This window comes from Paraburkholderia nodosa, from assembly GCF_001718195.1.
Lineage (GTDB): Bacteria > Pseudomonadota > Gammaproteobacteria > Burkholderiales > Burkholderiaceae > Paraburkholderia > Paraburkholderia nodosa_A.
In genome coordinates this window covers 131,751-147,082 of the sequence record NZ_MCNV01000011.1, presented here as the reverse complement: position 1 = coordinate 147,082, position 15,332 = coordinate 131,751, and the positions used below count along the sequence as shown (strand labels likewise).

The window sequence follows — 15,332 nt, the reverse complement described above, 5'->3', positions numbered from 1 at the left end:
CAGCCGGACGCGTCCGGTACCCATCGAGGAGACGATTCATGAGAAAGCCAGTACGTCACGTGTGCACGGCCCTGCTGTGCGCGATGCTAGTGGGAGGCGGTGTCGCGGCGCATGCGGCCGGCATCAAGGAAGGGCTGAAGATCGCGTTCGTGCCCAAGCAGATCAACAACCCCTACGAGGTGATCGCCGATAACGGCGGTCTGGACGCGATCAAGGAGTTCAAGGGCGAAGGCAAGGCAGTGGGTCCTTCGGACGCGGGCGCGTCCTCGCAGGTCTCGTACATCAATACGCTGACCACGCAGCATCAGGACGCGATCGTTATCGCGGCCAACGATGCGAATGCGCTCGTGCCGTATTTGAAGCGCGCGATGGATCAAGGCATCAAGGTCGTGACTTTCGACTCGGACACGGCGCCCGAAGGGCGGCAGATCTTCGTGAACCAGGCGAACGCGGAGAGCATTGGCCGCGGCCAGATCCAGCTCGTTTCGAAGCTGATGGGCGGCGAAGGCGAGTTCGCGATTCTCTCGGCCACGCCTAACGCGACGAACCAGAATACCTGGATCAAGTGGATGCAGGAAGAGCTGAAGAAGCCCGAGTATTCGAAGATGAAGCTCGTGAAGATCGCCTACGGCAACGACGACGACCAGAAGTCCTTCGTCGAGACGCAAGGCTTGCTGCAGGCGTATCCGAACCTGAAGGCGATCGTTGCGCCCACCTCGGTCGGCATCGCCGCGGCGGCGCGCTATATCTCTTCGTCGCCGAGCAAGGGCAAGGTGGTGGTGACGGGCCTCGGCACGCCTAACCAGATGCGTGCGTTCGTGAAGAACGGCACCGTGAAGGCGTTCCAGCTTTGGGATCCGGGTGCACTCGGCTACCTCGCCGCGTATGCGGCCGCCAATCTTGCTTCGGGCACCATCACGGGCAAGGAAGGCGAGTCGTTTGAAGCAGGCAAGCTCGGCAAGCGCACCATCGGCAAGAGCGGTGAAGTGATTCTCGGGCCGCCCACGACGTTCGATGCTTCGAATATCGATAACTTCAACTTCTGATTCACGTTGCTGGTTTGATTGACGTGGAGTGCTAAACGACCCGGTTTGCCGGGTCGTTTTCCCGGGTCGTTTGCTATTGGCCGTTCGAATCGGGCTTCGGGCTCACGCGCGGGGGCAGGGGCTGAGGCTCGGCCGCCATCCCCTCCACCGGATACAGATTGAGAAATGACCTCGCCTCGTCCATCGAACGGCTCGCCAGCCAGCTCTCATACTCGGAAGGCGGCACGATCACTACGGATCGTTTCTCGTCCCCGGGCTTGTGAAAACGCTTCATGAGCGGATGATCGCTCGCATTGACGGTGAGCATCGTGAACGAGTACGCCTTGCCGGCCTCGCCTTCGTCCCACTCGCGCCATAAGCCGGCAATGGCGAATGGCGCGCCGTCGGCGAGACCAATGCGCCAGCGCACCGCCTTGCCGGTTTCGTAGCTCGGCTCGAAAAACGCCTCGCATGGAATCAGGCACAGCTGTAGCTTCTTCCATGCGCCGCTGAAGCTGCGCCTCTCGCCCACCGATTCGGCGCGCGCGTTCATCGTGTCGAACACCTTCACGCCGGGCGCAATCTGTTTGCGCGGCACCATGCCGAACGTCGCGAGCAGGGCTTCGCGCGCATCGGGAGTCCCGGGCAGATCGTCCGTCGGGCTCGCCCGGCGGATGACCGGCGCGGCATAGTCCTTGAAGATCTCGTCGCGCCACGGGTCGTCGGGCGGCAGGACGCCGTAGTGCCTGAAGAGGTAGTCACGGCGTGCGGCGGCGTAGTTCGTGCACATGGTCGTCTCCGTCCCTTCCTTCAGAATCATTCTGACATGTGATAGGCTGTATGAATATACAGTATTTTGGGGCGGAAAATGGGACGGGATCATCGTCACTTCCCTCCGCTCACGGCGGCGGAACTGGCTGAAATCTACGACCGGAATCCCTTGCCCGTCGTATTGCGGTTGCTATGGGAAATCCATCGGTTGCGCTCCACCATCAGCCGGGCGAACCAGATCCGGCTCACGATCGGCACGCGCGTTGGCAAGGCGAATACGCCTGCGGGCATGTGGGAGCGTTTCGAGCAGGAACTCGACGCGGAGCCGTGTTTGACCGATCCGCTCACGGCGCGTCAAAAGGGTTTGCTGCATGAGGGCGAGCCCGAAGGGCGGCTGCGGCGCAGGCGGCGCAACGGCGATTGATCGTTGGCCTGCGCAGCCGGCTTGGTGAGATAGAGGGTGCGCTCGAAAATGCGGCGTGCGGGGTTGTGTCTCCCATCATGTGGGTTCCCGCAAGGTCGCCAACCATTCGTATGGCACGCTGAAATTTGGCTGTAAGTGGTCCTTGTTAGAGTCTACGAAAGCAGTTGTCTTTCGTGGCAGTCAACACAAGAGCGACTTCTCATGGCTATTGTCCGCACGTGCTGGTTCGTTCTGGCGCTGCTTCTCAGTGCTCCCGTCTGGGCCTACCAGACGCGTGTCGTTTCGATCCCTAGCGCCGCGATGCAGCGCTCGTTCGACGCGACCGTCGTCTTGCCCGACGACTACGCGCGTGGCAACCACGCCTCGCGCTTTCCGGTGATCTACGTGCTGCACGGTTCGGGCGGCAGTTATGCCGACTGGACCTCGAACACCCGCATCGGCAAGCTCGCCGACCGCTATCACGTCGTGCTCGTGATGCCGGACGGCGGTCACGAGAGCTGGTATATCGACAGCCCGTTCGATCGGAGCAGTCGTTACGAAACGTATGTGGGCAGCGAGGTCGTGTCGTATATCGACACGCATTTCCGCACGATCGCGATGCGCGAGGCGCGGGCGATCACGGGTTTGAGCATGGGCGGATTCGGCGCGCTGCGTATTGCGCTGGACCGGCAGGAGACGTTCGGTGCGGCCGGCAGCATTAGCGGCGCTGTCGATCCGCGCAACTGCGAAGACGAGCCCGGCATCGATCACGTATTCGGCGACCCCGCGCGACACGCGTCGTTCTGGAACAACAATGCGATCGTGGATAGCGCGCAGGACTTCGCACACGCCCATATCGCGCTCACGATCGACTGCGGCGTGAGCGACTTTTTCGTACAGTCGAACCGCACGCTGCATGAAAAGCTCGTCGAACTAGGCGTGCCTCACGATTACGCGGAACGTCCAGGCGGCCACACGTGGTCCTATTGGTCGAACTCGATCCGCTACCAGGTGCTCTTCTTCGCCACGGCGTTCCAGCGCGCCGGCTGGCATCCGCAAGTGGCGTAACGCATCACGAAGCGCGCGCTTGTCCGGTGCGCGCCTGTTTGCCAGCACCCTTCCGAGGCGATTCCGTCACATCATTCCCCTCGGACACCTGCCCGATGCCGGGCACCGCGCTTGCTCCAGTGGATTCTGCAGGGGCGGGCGCGTCGATCCGTCCTGCTCAACCAGATGCCGGGCATCAGGCGACCGCACGCGGCGCCGGGGCGCGGCGACCACCCTTGAGCCGGGTTGCACCGGATGCAGGAGGACGTCATGCTTCAATACGCTGTCATTTTCTTCATCATTGCGATCATCGCGGCCGTGTTCGGTTTTGGCGGCATTGCGGCGGGTGCGGCATCGATCGCCAAGATCCTGTTCTTCATCTTCCTCGTGATTTTCCTCGTCACGTTGGTGCTTGGCGTCGTAAGAAGGGGCTAATAGCGAGCCACGCTAGTGGCAGTCGAATCGCAGCCCGCGCACGCGGGCTGCATTTTTGTATTCGACGGATGCCTTCGTGTCATTCGTATTGCGAATTAAACAGCCAGGCTTGCAGCCGGAGGCATCACGCGATCGTATCCACCACGCCGCCATCCACACGCAAGGCCGCGCCCGTGGTCGCGGAAGCCTCCTTCGAGCATGCGTAGACGATCATGTTCGCCACTTCCTCCACGCTCGCCGCGCGCCGGATGATGGAAGAGGCGCGATGCGTCTGCACGAACTGCGCGGCGACTTCCTCGACGGTCTTGCCCGAAGCGGCCACTTCGTCCTTGAGCATGTGCGTCACGCCATCGGAAAGGGTGGGGCCCGGCAGCACCGAATTGACCGTGACGCCCGTGCCCGCAAGGCGCTTGGCGAGGCCGCGTGCGAGTGAGAGTTGCGCGGTTTTCGTCATGCCATAGTGGATCATGTCGGCGGGAATGTTCAATCCCGATTCCGACGAGATGAACACGATGCGCCCCCAGCCGCGCTTGACCATTGCATTCGCATAGGCGCGCGAGAGCCGTACGCCCGACATCACGTTCGTTTCGAAGAAGCGCAGCCACTCGGCATCGGGAATCTCGAAGAAGTCCTGCTGCTGAAACACGCCGAGATTGTTCACGAGGATGTCCACCTGCGGATGCGCCTTCACGAGCGCGTCGCATCCCTGGGCACTGGAAAGATCGCCGACGAAGCCCTGCACCCGCGCGCCGGGCGCAGCGGTACGCAGCGCCGCCTCGGCTTCGCGCACGTTTTCGGTGTGACGGCTGCTGACGATCACGTCGGCGCCCGCGAGCGCGAGGCCCTTGGCCGCGGCAAGGCCGATGCCCGCAGCCGAGCCGGTGACGAGCGCGAGTTTTCCAGTCAGATCGATTTTCATGCGGGCTCCTTGAGTGGGAAGGCTGGCCACGCTTTCCAACGCGCGTTGAATGCGTGTCGAACGTCCTGGACGCAACGTCGCGCGCGGCCATCGTGAAGGGAACGGGCAGTGTACTGCGTGGGCGCTTCGGATGCGTTCTCAGGCGCCTCACGCACCCATCGCCGGATCGCTCACGCTGTCCCTGCCGGTTTCTGCCCGGCCCGCGAAGCGCCTTAGCACGCCGTTCTCCGCGGTCAGCGTGAAGTCGTACCAGCCGCCCGAATCCGCGAGCGCCCAGTTCGACTGCACCTGTTCGCCGGCGCGCAACGCGTAAGTCCAGGGCCCGTCGCTGCGGTAGGCATTGGCCGCCACGCTCACGTTCGAAGCTGCGCTCGCGCGATTCGCGATGCTCAGCTCGAGTGCATTGCTCGCGGCGTCGTAGCGCACGCGCACTTCGGGATTGGGGCCATGCGCGGCCGCGCGCACATTACCCTCGAAGGCGCGATGGAAACCGTTCGGGCCAAGCACCCACAGGTGGTAGGCGCCGTCGTCGGCGGCGCTGGGCGTCCACGTGTCGCGCAGTGTCTTGCCGGCTTCGACGGTGTAGCGGCGGGGCGACCTGTCGAGATGAAGCGTGTCGTACACGTGGAAGACGGCGCCGGCGTTGCCTTCGTTGCCGAACGCCAGTTGAACCTTGTGATGACGCCCGTCGACGCTCGCATCCACGTTGAGGCGGTACGGCAGCGCGCGCGAGGGCCGCGCGCGGCGCGCCTGCTGCGGCATGGCTTGCGTGCCAGGCTGCGGCACCGGCACGGGCTTGAGCGCGTTCTGCTGCTTGTTGAGCGCATCGGCGTCGGCCTTCGTGGGTGCCGAAAACGCCTGCACGGGCTTTTCATTCGGCGTGCTGAAGTTGAACGCCGAGGTGAAATCGCCGAATACCGCGCGCCGCCACGGGCTGATATTCGGTTCGCGCACGCCGAAGCGCGTTTCGATGAAGCGCAGCACCGACGTGTGATCGAAGACTTCGGAGTTCACATAGCCGCCCGTGCTCCACGGCGAAACGACGATCATCGGCACGCGCGGCCCCGGCCCGAACGGCAAGCCGTCTGGCTTGACCGGCTTGCCGTCGCCGGGAGGGTTCGGCATGGTGAAGTATTCGTGGCGCGTAGTGGCCGTGGATTTGCCTGCGTACTCGCCGTCCTTGATGGGCGAGGGTGGGCAAGGCGGCGGCATGTGATCGAAGAAGCAATCGTTCTCGTCGAAGTTCACGAAGAGCACGGTCTTGCTCCAGATGTCCGGGTTGCGCGTCAGCGCTTCGAGCAGCCGTTGAAGATAGTACGCGCCCTGGCCCGGCGTCGAAACGGCGGGGTGTTCGGAATAGGCTTGCGGCGCGATGATCCAGCTCACCTGAGGCAGCTGGTTTGTCGCAATGTCGTCATTGAGCGCCTGCAGGAAGCCGCCGTCGGGCATGGTATTGCCTACCCCTTTATAGAGCGGCTCGCGTGCGTCGAGCGCCTGGGTCCACGGCACGTTGGGCGAGCCATCGATCGCCTCGAGCACCTTGCGATAGTTCGCGAACCCCACAAGCGGATTGTCGGTGTAGTTATCGGGCTGGTTTTCATACACTTTCCACGTCACGCCTGCGGCCTGCAGGCGTTCCGGATAGGTGGTCCATTTCAGGCCCGTGGACGGCGCGCCGATGTTGTCCCAACCATTGTTGTCGACCACGGCATAAGGCGAGGCCGTAGGGCCGTTGGTGCCGGTGAACAGAAAGAGCCGGTTCGCATTGGTGCCGCCATGCAGCGAGCAGTAGTAGGCATCGCAGATCGTGAAGGCGTTGGCGAGCGCGAAATGAAACGGCAGGTCGGAGGCCTGGAAATAGCCCATCGAGGCGTCGCCCTTGAACTTGGGCCAATGCGTCATGCGGCCGTGGTCCCAGGCCTCGTGGGCGTCGGCCCAATTGTGCGCGCCGCCCGCGAGCAACGCGTTGCCCTTGCGGCTGTCCAGGTAGAACGGCATCAGCGTGCGTGTGCCGTCGCTCTGTTGCCATACATTGGCGCCGTCGGGCAGGGGAATCGTGATGCGGTCCGAGAAGCCGCGCACGCCGGGCAGCGTGCCGAAGTAGTGGTCGAACGCGCGGTTTTCCTGCATGAAGACGACGATATGCTGCACGTCTTCAATCGTTCCGGTTGCGTTGTTGGCAGGAATGGCCAGCGCCCGCTGAATGGCGGGCGAAGCCAGGCTCAGCGTCGCGCCCGCGGCGGCGGCGCGAAGGAAATCACGGCGGTCCATCGAAGTCATGGTGTGTTCGCGTTGTTGTCGTTGTGCTCGCGACCATCAGCATGACACGTTGGCGCCGCCGCGGGCGCCCGATGAACGGTTACGGGTGCGCGTGCGCGCCCGTTAGAGCTTTACGCCTCCGGCCTCCGGCGGCTCGCGACCCGGCTCGTCCAGCGGCAGGCTCGCGGCGTCGTCGCTCCAGTACGGCTCGCGGCCGAAGTACTGGTGCACGGAGCTGGCCCAGGTGCGATCGGCCATCGAGGGCCACTGGCCCTTGTCGAAGCCCGGTGCGTTCTTCACGCGCTCGGAATTGAGCGCGATGACGAAACATTTGCGTGCCGCGTCGAGCGTGAGGGCATTCCACGGCACCGCGAGCAGCTTGTCGCCAATGCCCAGGAAACCGCCGCTCGACATCACCATGTAGGCAATGCGGCCGCTTTCCACGTCGAGCATGATTTCCTTGACCTTGCCGACTTCGTCGCCGTCCGAACTCATCACGCGGTCGCCGTCCAGCGTACTGGCCGCCATCACTTCGGGGCCGGGGCCACGCGTGTCCGACTGGTCGCGGCCGACGATACGAGCACCGTCGCCGCTGCGCGGCGCCGAACCGATTGGGGTTTGCGAGTAGGTCATGACGTTCTCCTTTCGGTTATCCAGAAGACTGCGGAAGTTGATGGCGCAACCATGCGCCATGGCGATCGTGGTGGCTTGAAGGAAGATTCACTTGCTCTTGCCGCCGCCGTCCAGGCCCGCGCCTTTGCGCCACACTTCCTTGCCTTGCTCGGAGAGCTCGCCGCTGCTGTGGGTGGCGTCGGGCTCGGTGCCGTGCACGGCCATTTCGCCGCCCGGCGGCTCTGTGGCGCCCTTCTTCTCGCGCTTGCGCTGCGCCACGCGCTCGTCGTGCGAGCGGCCTGCGTATTCACTCATTTCGACCTCCCTTGAATATGCGCATCGCATCTCGGCGCAATGCGGCTAGGGTTCGATCCCATGCCGGCCCGAAATGGACCGGCCACGCCGATTAAGAGCATGGGTCATGCCGTGACGTGCAGGGCGCGGCTATCGATCGAGAACCGGTCAGGAGGCCGAATGAAGGAAGCGACCGTGAGTGGTCGCGTTGCGCGCCCCGAGCGTCAGTCGCTACAACGACGATGTAAATCGTTCATGCGGTGGACGAGGCTGGAGCGCGTCACGGTGTGGCGACCCGGTGGAGGATGTCGAGCAGTTGCGAAACCGCGAAGGGCTTGCGCAGGAAGCCCACGACGTCGGCGTCGGGGGGCAGGGTGACGAGCGCCGAGACGAGCACGAGCGGCACGCCCGCCAGCTTGCTGCTGCGCCTCATTTCGCGCATGAGGGAGAGACCGTCCATGCGCGGCATCATGCAGTCGGAGATCACGACATCGGGAGGGTCGGCGAGTGCGCTTTGCAGGGCATCCGAACCGTCTGCGGCAGTTCTGACGCGATAACCTTCCTGCCCGACCAGTTCTTTGAGCGCATCGAGCGCGTTTGTGTCGTCGTCGACTAGTAATACGGTAGCCATACGTCTCTTGCGTGAGCGGCCCGGCCGATCATGGCGGCTGGGCCTTTGTTCTTCGCGATCGCGTCGCCGCGGGCCGAGGGTATCCGGCGGCCGTCCCGCAGCGCGCAATTTCTGTTCCTGCGGCGTGCAGGAACGATCCTCGCCCGGCATCGTTGCCGCTTCGGTCGTCATCTTCGCGTCGCCGCGCCCCGTTGGGCGGTCGAGCCGCGCGCGCCCAGTTGCGCCGCGACGATGAGTGCCGAGACTTCGGGAAAGCTGCCGAACGCCTCGTCCGGCAAGCGGCGCAAAGCGTCGATCACGTCGCGCGGCGCGCCGCTGCGCTCGGCGTTTTCGATCAGCGTGGCGGGGTGCGCGGGCCAGGTGACGCGTTCGAGAGCGTGCAGCACACGATCGCTCAGCGCCTCTGCATTCGAACGCGCCTCGTCTGGGGTGTCAGCTCGTGTGGCCTCGCAAGCGGAAGCAGGCTTCATCGGCTCCTCCTTCGAAGATCTTGACGGCTCGCGCAGTTGCCGTTCCCGGCGCCTTGACCGGTGCGCGCCCCATTTACAGGCAGGGAAAGGACGTGACCGCGCGCACGTCCTGTCGGGCAATCTGGCTGCCGTTCAGGCGGGAAGCTTGTCGGCGAGCACGTCGGCGCGGCGGATCTGCGGCGGCGCGGCCAGCAGTTCGCCCGCGCGCGCCATCAATGCCGCGGCCACCTGGCCGTTCAGATGCGCGTTGCGGCCGGCTTCGTCGTCGAATGCATCGAAGATCGCAAACGTCGTGGCGTCGAAGCGCACGCCGAACCAGGCTGGCGTGCCGGGCTCCGCATCGACCAGCGGTTTCGCGCTCGCGAGAAATGCCGCGAGGTCCTCTTCCTTGCCGGGCTGCGCGTGCAGCTCGACGTACAACGCATGCTGGGTCATGACATGGCTCCTGTTACGTCGTGGCGACTCAGGCATGGTCGCGGTCCTGCGGGGCGTTCGTCAAGCGCCGGGAGGGCGCGGCGGGCTTTTCCCGCCTGCCGTACGAAGATTACGATTCGTAGTCCAAATAGAGTCCCGTGGCTTCGCGGTTTTGTCTGACCACGCCGGGTCACCGCCGCGCGACGGCTGACCAGCCATGCGGTCTTGAATCTCCACGTTTCATGCGGCCATCTACGCGTCGCTCGGCTGGCGCTCACTGCGTTGCCCCCCGCCCGAGCGCCCCGTGTACAGCTCTACCGGTTCGTGACCCTGTCGGCCTGGCTGGGCGCGTTCGCTCACGCGCCGCGCCTTTCTCGCCCGGCGAACGCATCGCTCGATGAATTGCGCGTGTTGACGCTCTCCGTTCGCCGCAGCGCCGACGCTCACGCCCGCGACTCCGGCGAAGAGCCCCACGGCGGACTGACGGTCAGCGCCGGCGTCGATGAACTGCAAGCGCAAGACTCGCTCGCCGCCTTGATGGCGCGCGCCGACGTCGCGCTCTATGTCGCCAGGTCACGCGGGCGCGACCGCGTCGTGGCCATCTGACGATTCCGTCGGTCCCCTTCGCGCGATCTATGCGTGATGAATCAACGCTCGCGCCCTTTCGCGGCGCGACGGGCAATCCTTGTCGAAACTCCATGCGCTACGCATAGTTGCGCACTGCGAAGGCTTAACAGCGCTGTTTTTAAACGATAATTATCAATGGCGCGACCGACGTTGCGTGCAGCGTGAAGGCGCTTTCGCTGCATGACGTATAGGGTCCAGGTGGCCTGCGTGGCGCGCCTCAAAAATTTTCGGGCGGGCGTTTCTTCCCTTGTAACCAGTGGCGATCACGCGAAGCGGGATTCGTGCGGATATGAAGGCGCCTGCTCCCGGCGCCCCGCGCCCGCATTGGTTTTCTCTCAAGCGCGCTCTGGCGCCGCCGGCCGTGACCACTCCCCGCCGCGCGCCGCGACTCACGCGCTCGCCAGTCATTGCATCACCCACATTCATAAGTCCGCTGCCGGAATGCGCACGTCAGGCCTCATCGCGCGTGTCGTTTCGTTGCGGACACATTACGGGCCTGCCTTTCGGAATCCTTCCTGACCAGACAAGTCGCCTCCGGGGCCGGCCTTTAACCACAAGGAGCCTGAGATGAAAGTTGGCAGCAACTGGCGTAACGCACATAACAACGACGCGGCATTGCCCGCATTCCTCGCAGCACGTGTCGATCGCTACTACACCGAGCGCGTGCAGGAAAGCTGGGCCGGGGGCCACATTATGAAGGGCCGTGTTGCCGATGCTGATGCCTTGCACCTCTCGAGTAATGATTACCTTTCGATTGCGCGCCACCCAGAGATTCTTGATGCAATGTGCATGAGCATCCGCAAGGAGGGCAACGGGCTTCTGATGTCGGGTGTCTTCCTCCACGGCGACGACTGCCCGCAACTCGCGCTCGAAGACCGCTTCGCGTCATACATGGGGGCTGAAGCGAGCGTGCTGTGCCAGTCGGGTTTTGCCGCGAATACGGGGCTGATCCAGTCGATCGCCAATGCGCAGACGCCGGTGTACGTCGACATGATGGCGCATATGTCGCTGTGGGAAGGCATCCGCAGCGCCGGCGCGCGCGCGATCAGTTTCTTCCACAACGATGTCGATCACCTCGAGCAGCGCATCCAGCGCTACGGGGCCGGGATCGTGATCGTCGATTCGGTGTACAGCACGAACGGCAGCGTGGCGCCGCTCACGGCGATCGCCGAAGTGTGCGCCGAGCACGACTGCGTGCTGGTCGTCGACGAGTCGCATTCGCTCGGCACGCACGGCCCGCACGGTGCGGGCATGGTGGCCGAACTCGGGCTGATCGACCGCGTGCATTTCCGTACCGCGAGTCTTGCGAAGGCGTTTGCCGGCCGTGCGGGCATCATCAGCTGTTCGCGGCGCTTCCAGGAGTATTTCAAGTGCGAGGCGCTGCCCGCCATTTTCAGCTCGACGCTGCTGCCGCATGAAACGGCGGGTCTCGCTGCGACGCTCGACGTGATCGAGCGCGAAGACTGGCGGCGCACGCGCGTCGCGGCCAACGCGCGTTACGTGCGCTCACGGCTTGCCGATCTCGGCTACAACCTGAACGGCAGCGAAACGCAGATCATCGCGCTGGAAGCCGGGCCTGAGCCGCAGACGATCATCCTGCGCGACGCGCTCGAAGCACGCGGCATTTTTGGTTCGGTGTTCTGTGCACCTGCCACAGCGCAGAACCGCTCGCTCGTGCGGCTCTCGCTCAATGCGGCGCTGTGCGAGGAGGAACTGGAGCGGCTCGTCGAAGTGTGCGCGGAAATTCGCGACGAGGTGCAGATCTGGAACTGGCCGTCCACGCGCCGCAACGAACGCAATGCGGGTCGTGCGCGCGTGCGTCTGCCGCAGGCTGTGGTGAACATGCCGATGGTGGCTGTGGCGGCCTGAGCCGTGCGCGATTGAGGCAGCGTGGAGCGAGACAGCGGTAGCGTGGGGTGCGCCCGATTATCAGGGCGAGTCCCACGCCGCCTGGATCTCGCGGTCCAACTGGTCGAGATGCCGGTCGTAGGGCAGCACGTTGTCGAGCGCGAGCCCCGCCGGCTTCTTCACCAGGGCGTAGAGATAGCGGCGGTCGCCGTGAAACTCCGATGCGGGGTGCATATACGGCTGCCATTCGATGCACTGCGACGGGTAATAGCCTTCCGTGCGCCAGAAATACGGCAGGCTGCGACGGCTGTCGAGCTCCGCGAGAAAGCTGATGGGCGCACCTTGTTCGACGGCGATTTCGCGCACGCCGCGCAGCGATTCGTCGGTGTGAATGACGAGCAGGTATGCGGTGCCGACACCGTCGAACATCAGGAGTCCGTGCGGTTGATACGAGAGATAGTGCTCGACGATGCCCAGTGAATCGGCAATGCCCTTCACGTGCGCGGCGAGCGCATGATCCTTGAGGAATGCATATTCGGATACGGCGAGCGCGTCGAGCACCGTGCTGCAGCAGCGGTCGAAATACGCGCGCTGCATATCGTCGATCGCCTGGTTCAGCGTTTCCACCGCGTCGACTTCATGCTTGCGGATGAAGCGGTCGATCAGCCCTTCGTTGAAGCTCTTTACGGCCACGTGCTCGTCGGCTTTGCCGGTCAGCACGATTTTCCTGATCGACGGGTCGGTAATGCGCCGGCAAAACTCCATGCCGTTGAGTTCTGGCATGTCGTAATCGACCACCACGACCGAAACCGACTCGAAGCGCGAGGCGTTATGTACGAGACTACGTATCGCATCGACGCGCATGGCGATGACCTGGTGCGCATCGTTTTCTTCAGTACGGTCCAGATAGGGGCTGAAGATAGGCTCCGCCGCGCGGTCATGCGGCGTACGGCCATTGAGGAATTTCAGCGCCTCAGAGGGCGAACTGAACAGGCGGAAGGCCAGGTCGGGGTCGAGTTGCAGGCTCAGGTTCGAAAGGAACGCGGCGCTGTCGTCGACGAAGGCGACGGTGGTCGGATAGGAGAACGGCTGAATGGCTTTCGTCATGGCGCAGGGAATGTCAAAACGAACTCGGTGTATTCGCCTTTTACGGAAGAGCAGGTGATCGCTCCACCCATCGCTTGCATGACATCGCGGCAGAATGCCAGCCCGATTCCTGCTCCGAGCGTCACGTCATCGGTGGCGGTTGTCGAAGTATAAAAGCGCGTGAAGATGTGCGGCAATACCTCAGGGGAAATACCGGTGCCCGTATCGCTGAAAATTAAACGATTGGCCCTTTGCCCTGATTCAAGACGAATCGAAATCTGCGCGCCTTCGATGCTGCCCATATGCCTGAAGGCATTTTTGAGCAGATTGAAGAGCACGTGAACGGTAAGCATCTCAGATCCGTGGAATTCGAAATCGGGGCGCAGATTGCAGATTACCCGACGCCGGTCGCCTTCGCGAAACGGAAAACGCGCGAGTGCGGTTTCGACGCAATGTACGATCGAACACATCGTTGCGTTTTGCATGTTGCCGCCCGTGAAGCGCGCCGTGGCGAGCAGCATGTCGATGATCGCGTTCGAATGCAGTGCTTCCTGTTCGATGCGGCCTGCCACGCCTTGCAGGGAATGCAGATGCGCCACGCGTATTTTTGGCACGGGCAAGCGGCTGCGCTGGGCGAGTTGATAGGTGTCGAGCAGCGCGGGCAAATAGCGCATGAGGCCAGCGGCGCCCACGCGTATCGCCACGAGCGGCGTGCGCAGTTCGTGCGCCACGCTGCCCGCCGTGGCCAGCATGGCGCGCTCCTGTTCGATCTGAATGCGGTCCTGATCGTAATTGGCCACCGCACCGATTGCCACCGCGAACGAAAAGATCGCCAGATGGGTGAAATAGTTCGGCCCGAGCACGATGGGATAGGTGGTGAGGCAGTAGGCCACCACCGCGAGGCTGATGCCCACGAGGAACTGCAGCACGAGCATGAGCCAGTCGAGCAGCAGCACCATCACGAACGCCGCGATCAGCGCGCTTTCCACCCACACTTCGTTGCCGTTGTTCTTGAGCAGCATGAACGTGAAGAAGAACGGCAGTGCGTAGAGCGTGCAGAAGTACCAGTACCACGGCAGCAGCTTTTTCAGCGCGGCGGGCCAGCGCTCGAACGCCAGGATCGGTATGAACAGAAACGAGCCGATCAGGCGCAGCGTGAGATTTTCATACGGCTGAGGAAAGAGGTCTTTCCAGACGTAGTAGTAAAGCGGGAAGCCCACGCTCGCCACCACGGCGAGCGGGCGCATGCGGCGCTTCACGTATTGCAGGTTGCGCAGCGCGGGCGCGAATGCGCGCACGAAGCGCGGACGCATCGACGCCCAGGCTCGCCTCAGTCGCACCGAGGTTCTTGAAACGTTCATCAGAATGGAATCGCTCATCGTTCTGGCCGGCGCGCATGTCCCGCCGGTCTTCTTGCGTCTCGCTTTTTTTGGTGCCCCGTTTTGCCATGGGGTTCGCGTGGTCGGACCCCGTCTCCACAGCGCAAAGAAAGACAATATCACCAAAGGATTGCAGCGATGAGGCGGGTTTGGCCCTTAGTTTGGCCTTCGATGGGCTGAGATACCGCGTTGGCGGGGGAGAGTTATGCGCGGTGCATCGATTTGACCCTGCCTGGAGGCATTCGGCGCGCGCTGGAGGGTGTTGCGGGGACGCTGAGTTGTTTTCAGGCCGCGGGCTTGCGCTGTGCCCAAATGAATGGCTCGATGACGTCGTTCAGCGGCTGCGGCGCATCGCGATGGGGAGAATGGCCGCCCTGCGCGAGCGCGTGGACGCGCGCGTGGGGCACGGCCGCGCCAATCGCTTCGACTTGCGCCATGGTGCCGTAGTGGTCGTCGAGCGCCTGCACGGCGAGCAGCGGCGCGCGAATCGACGCCAGTTCGCCGGCGATGTTCCAGGAACGGAAGGCGGGATCGAGCCAGATATCGTTCCAGCCGTAGAACGCGGAATCGACGTCGTCGTGATAGCGCGCGAGCTTTTCGCGCAGGCGGGTCGTTTCGTACGCAACCTTCGCCTCGCCGATGCTGTCGACCGAAATGTCTTCGACGAACACGTGCGGCGCAATCGCCACTGCACCCGCGAGTGCTTCGGGGAAAGCGGCGGCGTAGAGCAGGGCGATGGAGGCGCCGTCGCTATGACCGATCAGCCACATGCGTTTGCGTTCGCCAGCGCTTACGCCGAGTGCGTCGAGCACCGCAGGTAGAACATCGCGCGCCTGCGCCGACATGAAATCGACCGGCCATTTGACGCCTTGCGCGCGCGGTGTGGAACGGCCGTAACCCGGACGCGAATAAACGAGCCCGCGCATGCCGAGGCGTTCGCAAAGCGCGGTGGGCCAGTCTTTCCACATTGCGATCGAGCCGAGACCCTCGTGCAGGAACACGGCGAGCGGCACATCGCTGGCGGCCGTGCCGATCCAGCGATATTCGATGCGCAGTGCATCGCGCGTGGACGTGGCGGGCAGATCGGCGAATTCGCTTTCGTTCATGGCGTT

17 protein-coding genes are annotated in these 15,332 nt (G+C 63.6%); 6 read left to right on the top strand and 11 right to left on the bottom strand.

Translation table 11 applies throughout. The features are described 5' to 3' along the window. Window positions 1-38: 38 nt before the first annotated feature. Window positions 39-1,046, top strand: coding sequence for a rhamnose ABC transporter substrate-binding protein (gene rhaS, locus BFD71_RS20325; RefSeq protein ID WP_069266098.1), 1,008 nt, complete (start codon window positions 39-41; stop codon window positions 1,044-1,046). A 73-nt stretch (window positions 1,047-1,119) separates the two neighbouring features. Here the strand turns inward: rhaS and BFD71_RS20320 are convergent, their stop codons facing one another. Next, complete coding sequence (locus BFD71_RS20320; RefSeq protein WP_069266097.1) at window positions 1,120-1,815, bottom strand: SOS response-associated peptidase; 696 nt, start codon at window positions 1,813-1,815, stop codon at window positions 1,120-1,122. Between the two features lie 78 nt (window positions 1,816-1,893). On the opposite strand from BFD71_RS20320, the gene BFD71_RS20315 reads away from it, so the two are divergent. The 3 genes from BFD71_RS20315 (at window position 1,894) to BFD71_RS20305 (ending at window position 3,681) form a co-directional block, all read left to right on the top strand. Continuing rightward, the gene (locus BFD71_RS20315; RefSeq protein ID WP_141710740.1) at window positions 1,894-2,220 is read left to right on the top strand and encodes a hypothetical protein; all 327 of its coding nucleotides are present in this window, start codon (window positions 1,894-1,896) and stop codon (window positions 2,218-2,220) included. A gap of 201 nt (window positions 2,221-2,421) precedes the next feature. Then, on the top strand, window positions 2,422-3,267 hold the full coding sequence (locus tag BFD71_RS20310) for an alpha/beta hydrolase (protein ID WP_069266095.1): 846 nt from the start codon (window positions 2,422-2,424) through the stop codon (window positions 3,265-3,267). A 249-nt stretch (window positions 3,268-3,516) separates the two neighbouring features. Further along, the gene (locus BFD71_RS20305) at window positions 3,517-3,681 is read left to right on the top strand and encodes a DUF1328 family protein (RefSeq protein WP_028210724.1); all 165 of its coding nucleotides are present in this window, start codon (window positions 3,517-3,519) and stop codon (window positions 3,679-3,681) included. 124 nt (window positions 3,682-3,805) lie between these two features. On the opposite strand, the gene BFD71_RS20300 is transcribed toward BFD71_RS20305, so the two are convergent. The 7 genes from BFD71_RS20300 to BFD71_RS20270 form a co-directional block, all read right to left on the bottom strand. Next, on the bottom strand, window positions 3,806-4,600 hold the full coding sequence (locus BFD71_RS20300) for an SDR family NAD(P)-dependent oxidoreductase (protein ID WP_069266094.1): 795 nt from the start codon (window positions 4,598-4,600) through the stop codon (window positions 3,806-3,808). Between the two features lie 147 nt (window positions 4,601-4,747). Then, entirely contained in the window at window positions 4,748-6,880 is a 2,133-nt protein-coding gene (locus BFD71_RS20295) for a phosphocholine-specific phospholipase C (RefSeq protein WP_069266093.1), read from the bottom strand. A gap of 102 nt (window positions 6,881-6,982) precedes the next feature. After that, on the bottom strand, window positions 6,983-7,492 hold the full coding sequence (locus tag BFD71_RS20290; RefSeq protein WP_069266092.1) for a PRC-barrel domain-containing protein: 510 nt from the start codon (window positions 7,490-7,492) through the stop codon (window positions 6,983-6,985). A gap of 87 nt (window positions 7,493-7,579) precedes the next feature. Next, window positions 7,580-7,786, bottom strand: coding sequence for a hypothetical protein (locus tag BFD71_RS20285; RefSeq protein WP_069266091.1), 207 nt, complete (start codon window positions 7,784-7,786; stop codon window positions 7,580-7,582). A gap of 259 nt (window positions 7,787-8,045) precedes the next feature. Beyond that, on the bottom strand, window positions 8,046-8,396 hold the full coding sequence (locus tag BFD71_RS20280) for a response regulator (RefSeq protein ID WP_069266090.1): 351 nt from the start codon (window positions 8,394-8,396) through the stop codon (window positions 8,046-8,048). Window positions 8,397-8,563: 167 nt separating this feature from the next. Continuing rightward, a complete protein-coding gene (locus tag BFD71_RS20275; RefSeq protein ID WP_069266089.1) occupies window positions 8,564-8,866 on the bottom strand; it encodes a DUF2795 domain-containing protein in 303 nt (100 codons plus the stop codon). Window positions 8,867-8,998: 132 nt separating this feature from the next. Further along, window positions 8,999-9,301 (bottom strand): putative quinol monooxygenase, encoded by a 303-nt coding sequence (locus BFD71_RS20270; RefSeq protein ID WP_069266088.1) that lies wholly within the window; start codon window positions 9,299-9,301, stop codon window positions 8,999-9,001. A gap of 261 nt (window positions 9,302-9,562) precedes the next feature. Between BFD71_RS20270 and BFD71_RS20265 the strand changes: the two genes are divergently transcribed. Further along, window positions 9,563-9,886: a hypothetical protein gene (locus BFD71_RS20265; RefSeq protein WP_141710739.1), complete on the top strand. Its 324-nt coding sequence runs from the start codon at window positions 9,563-9,565 to the stop codon at window positions 9,884-9,886. A 588-nt stretch (window positions 9,887-10,474) separates the two neighbouring features. Continuing rightward, on the top strand, window positions 10,475-11,776 hold the full coding sequence (gene cqsA / locus BFD71_RS20260) for an alpha-hydroxyketone-type quorum-sensing autoinducer synthase (protein ID WP_069266086.1): 1,302 nt from the start codon (window positions 10,475-10,477) through the stop codon (window positions 11,774-11,776). A 60-nt stretch (window positions 11,777-11,836) separates the two neighbouring features. On the opposite strand, the gene BFD71_RS20255 is transcribed toward cqsA, so the two are convergent. From BFD71_RS20255 to BFD71_RS20245, 3 genes are all read right to left on the bottom strand, one after another. Continuing rightward, window positions 11,837-12,862, bottom strand: coding sequence for a response regulator (locus BFD71_RS20255; protein ID WP_069266085.1), 1,026 nt, complete (start codon window positions 12,860-12,862; stop codon window positions 11,837-11,839). After that, on the bottom strand, window positions 12,859-14,220 hold the full coding sequence (locus tag BFD71_RS20250) for a sensor histidine kinase (protein ID WP_256094820.1): 1,362 nt from the start codon (window positions 14,218-14,220) through the stop codon (window positions 12,859-12,861). Before BFD71_RS20250 ends, BFD71_RS20255 begins: the two co-directional genes overlap by 4 nt. A 284-nt stretch (window positions 14,221-14,504) precedes the next feature. After that, window positions 14,505-15,326: an alpha/beta fold hydrolase gene (locus BFD71_RS20245; RefSeq protein ID WP_069266084.1), complete on the bottom strand. Its 822-nt coding sequence runs from the start codon at window positions 15,324-15,326 to the stop codon at window positions 14,505-14,507. Window positions 15,327-15,332 lie beyond the last annotated feature (6 nt).

What these genes read in the sequence shown, in the direction of transcription:
- rhaS (WP_069266098.1), top strand. Translation starts at nt 39, where the DNA reads ATGAGAAAGCCAGTACGTCACGTGTGCACGGCCCTGCTGTGCGCGATG.
- BFD71_RS20320 (WP_069266097.1), bottom strand. Translation starts at nt 1,815, where the DNA reads ATGTGCACGAACTACGCCGCCGCACGCCGTGACTACCTCTTCAGGCAC.
- BFD71_RS20315 (WP_141710740.1), top strand. Translation starts at nt 1,894, where the DNA reads ATGGGACGGGATCATCGTCACTTCCCTCCGCTCACGGCGGCGGAACTG.
- BFD71_RS20310 (WP_069266095.1), top strand. Translation starts at nt 2,422, where the DNA reads ATGGCTATTGTCCGCACGTGCTGGTTCGTTCTGGCGCTGCTTCTCAGT.
- BFD71_RS20305 (WP_028210724.1), top strand. Translation starts at nt 3,517, where the DNA reads ATGCTTCAATACGCTGTCATTTTCTTCATCATTGCGATCATCGCGGCC.
- BFD71_RS20300 (WP_069266094.1), bottom strand. Translation starts at nt 4,600, where the DNA reads ATGAAAATCGATCTGACTGGAAAACTCGCGCTCGTCACCGGCTCGGCT.
- BFD71_RS20295 (WP_069266093.1), bottom strand. Translation starts at nt 6,880, where the DNA reads ATGACTTCGATGGACCGCCGTGATTTCCTTCGCGCCGCCGCCGCGGGC.
- BFD71_RS20290 (WP_069266092.1), bottom strand. Translation starts at nt 7,492, where the DNA reads ATGACCTACTCGCAAACCCCAATCGGTTCGGCGCCGCGCAGCGGCGAC.
- BFD71_RS20285 (WP_069266091.1), bottom strand. Translation starts at nt 7,786, where the DNA reads ATGAGTGAATACGCAGGCCGCTCGCACGACGAGCGCGTGGCGCAGCGC.
- BFD71_RS20280 (WP_069266090.1), bottom strand. Translation starts at nt 8,396, where the DNA reads ATGGCTACCGTATTACTAGTCGACGACGACACAAACGCGCTCGATGCG.
- BFD71_RS20275 (WP_069266089.1), bottom strand. Translation starts at nt 8,866, where the DNA reads ATGAAGCCTGCTTCCGCTTGCGAGGCCACACGAGCTGACACCCCAGAC.
- BFD71_RS20270 (WP_069266088.1), bottom strand. Translation starts at nt 9,301, where the DNA reads ATGACCCAGCATGCGTTGTACGTCGAGCTGCACGCGCAGCCCGGCAAG.
- cqsA (WP_069266086.1), top strand. Translation starts at nt 10,475, where the DNA reads ATGAAAGTTGGCAGCAACTGGCGTAACGCACATAACAACGACGCGGCA.
- BFD71_RS20255 (WP_069266085.1), bottom strand. Translation starts at nt 12,862, where the DNA reads ATGACGAAAGCCATTCAGCCGTTCTCCTATCCGACCACCGTCGCCTTC.
- BFD71_RS20250 (WP_256094820.1), bottom strand. Translation starts at nt 14,220, where the DNA reads ATGAGCGATTCCATTCTGATGAACGTTTCAAGAACCTCGGTGCGACTG.
- BFD71_RS20245 (WP_069266084.1), bottom strand. Translation starts at nt 15,326, where the DNA reads ATGAACGAAAGCGAATTCGCCGATCTGCCCGCCACGTCCACGCGCGAT.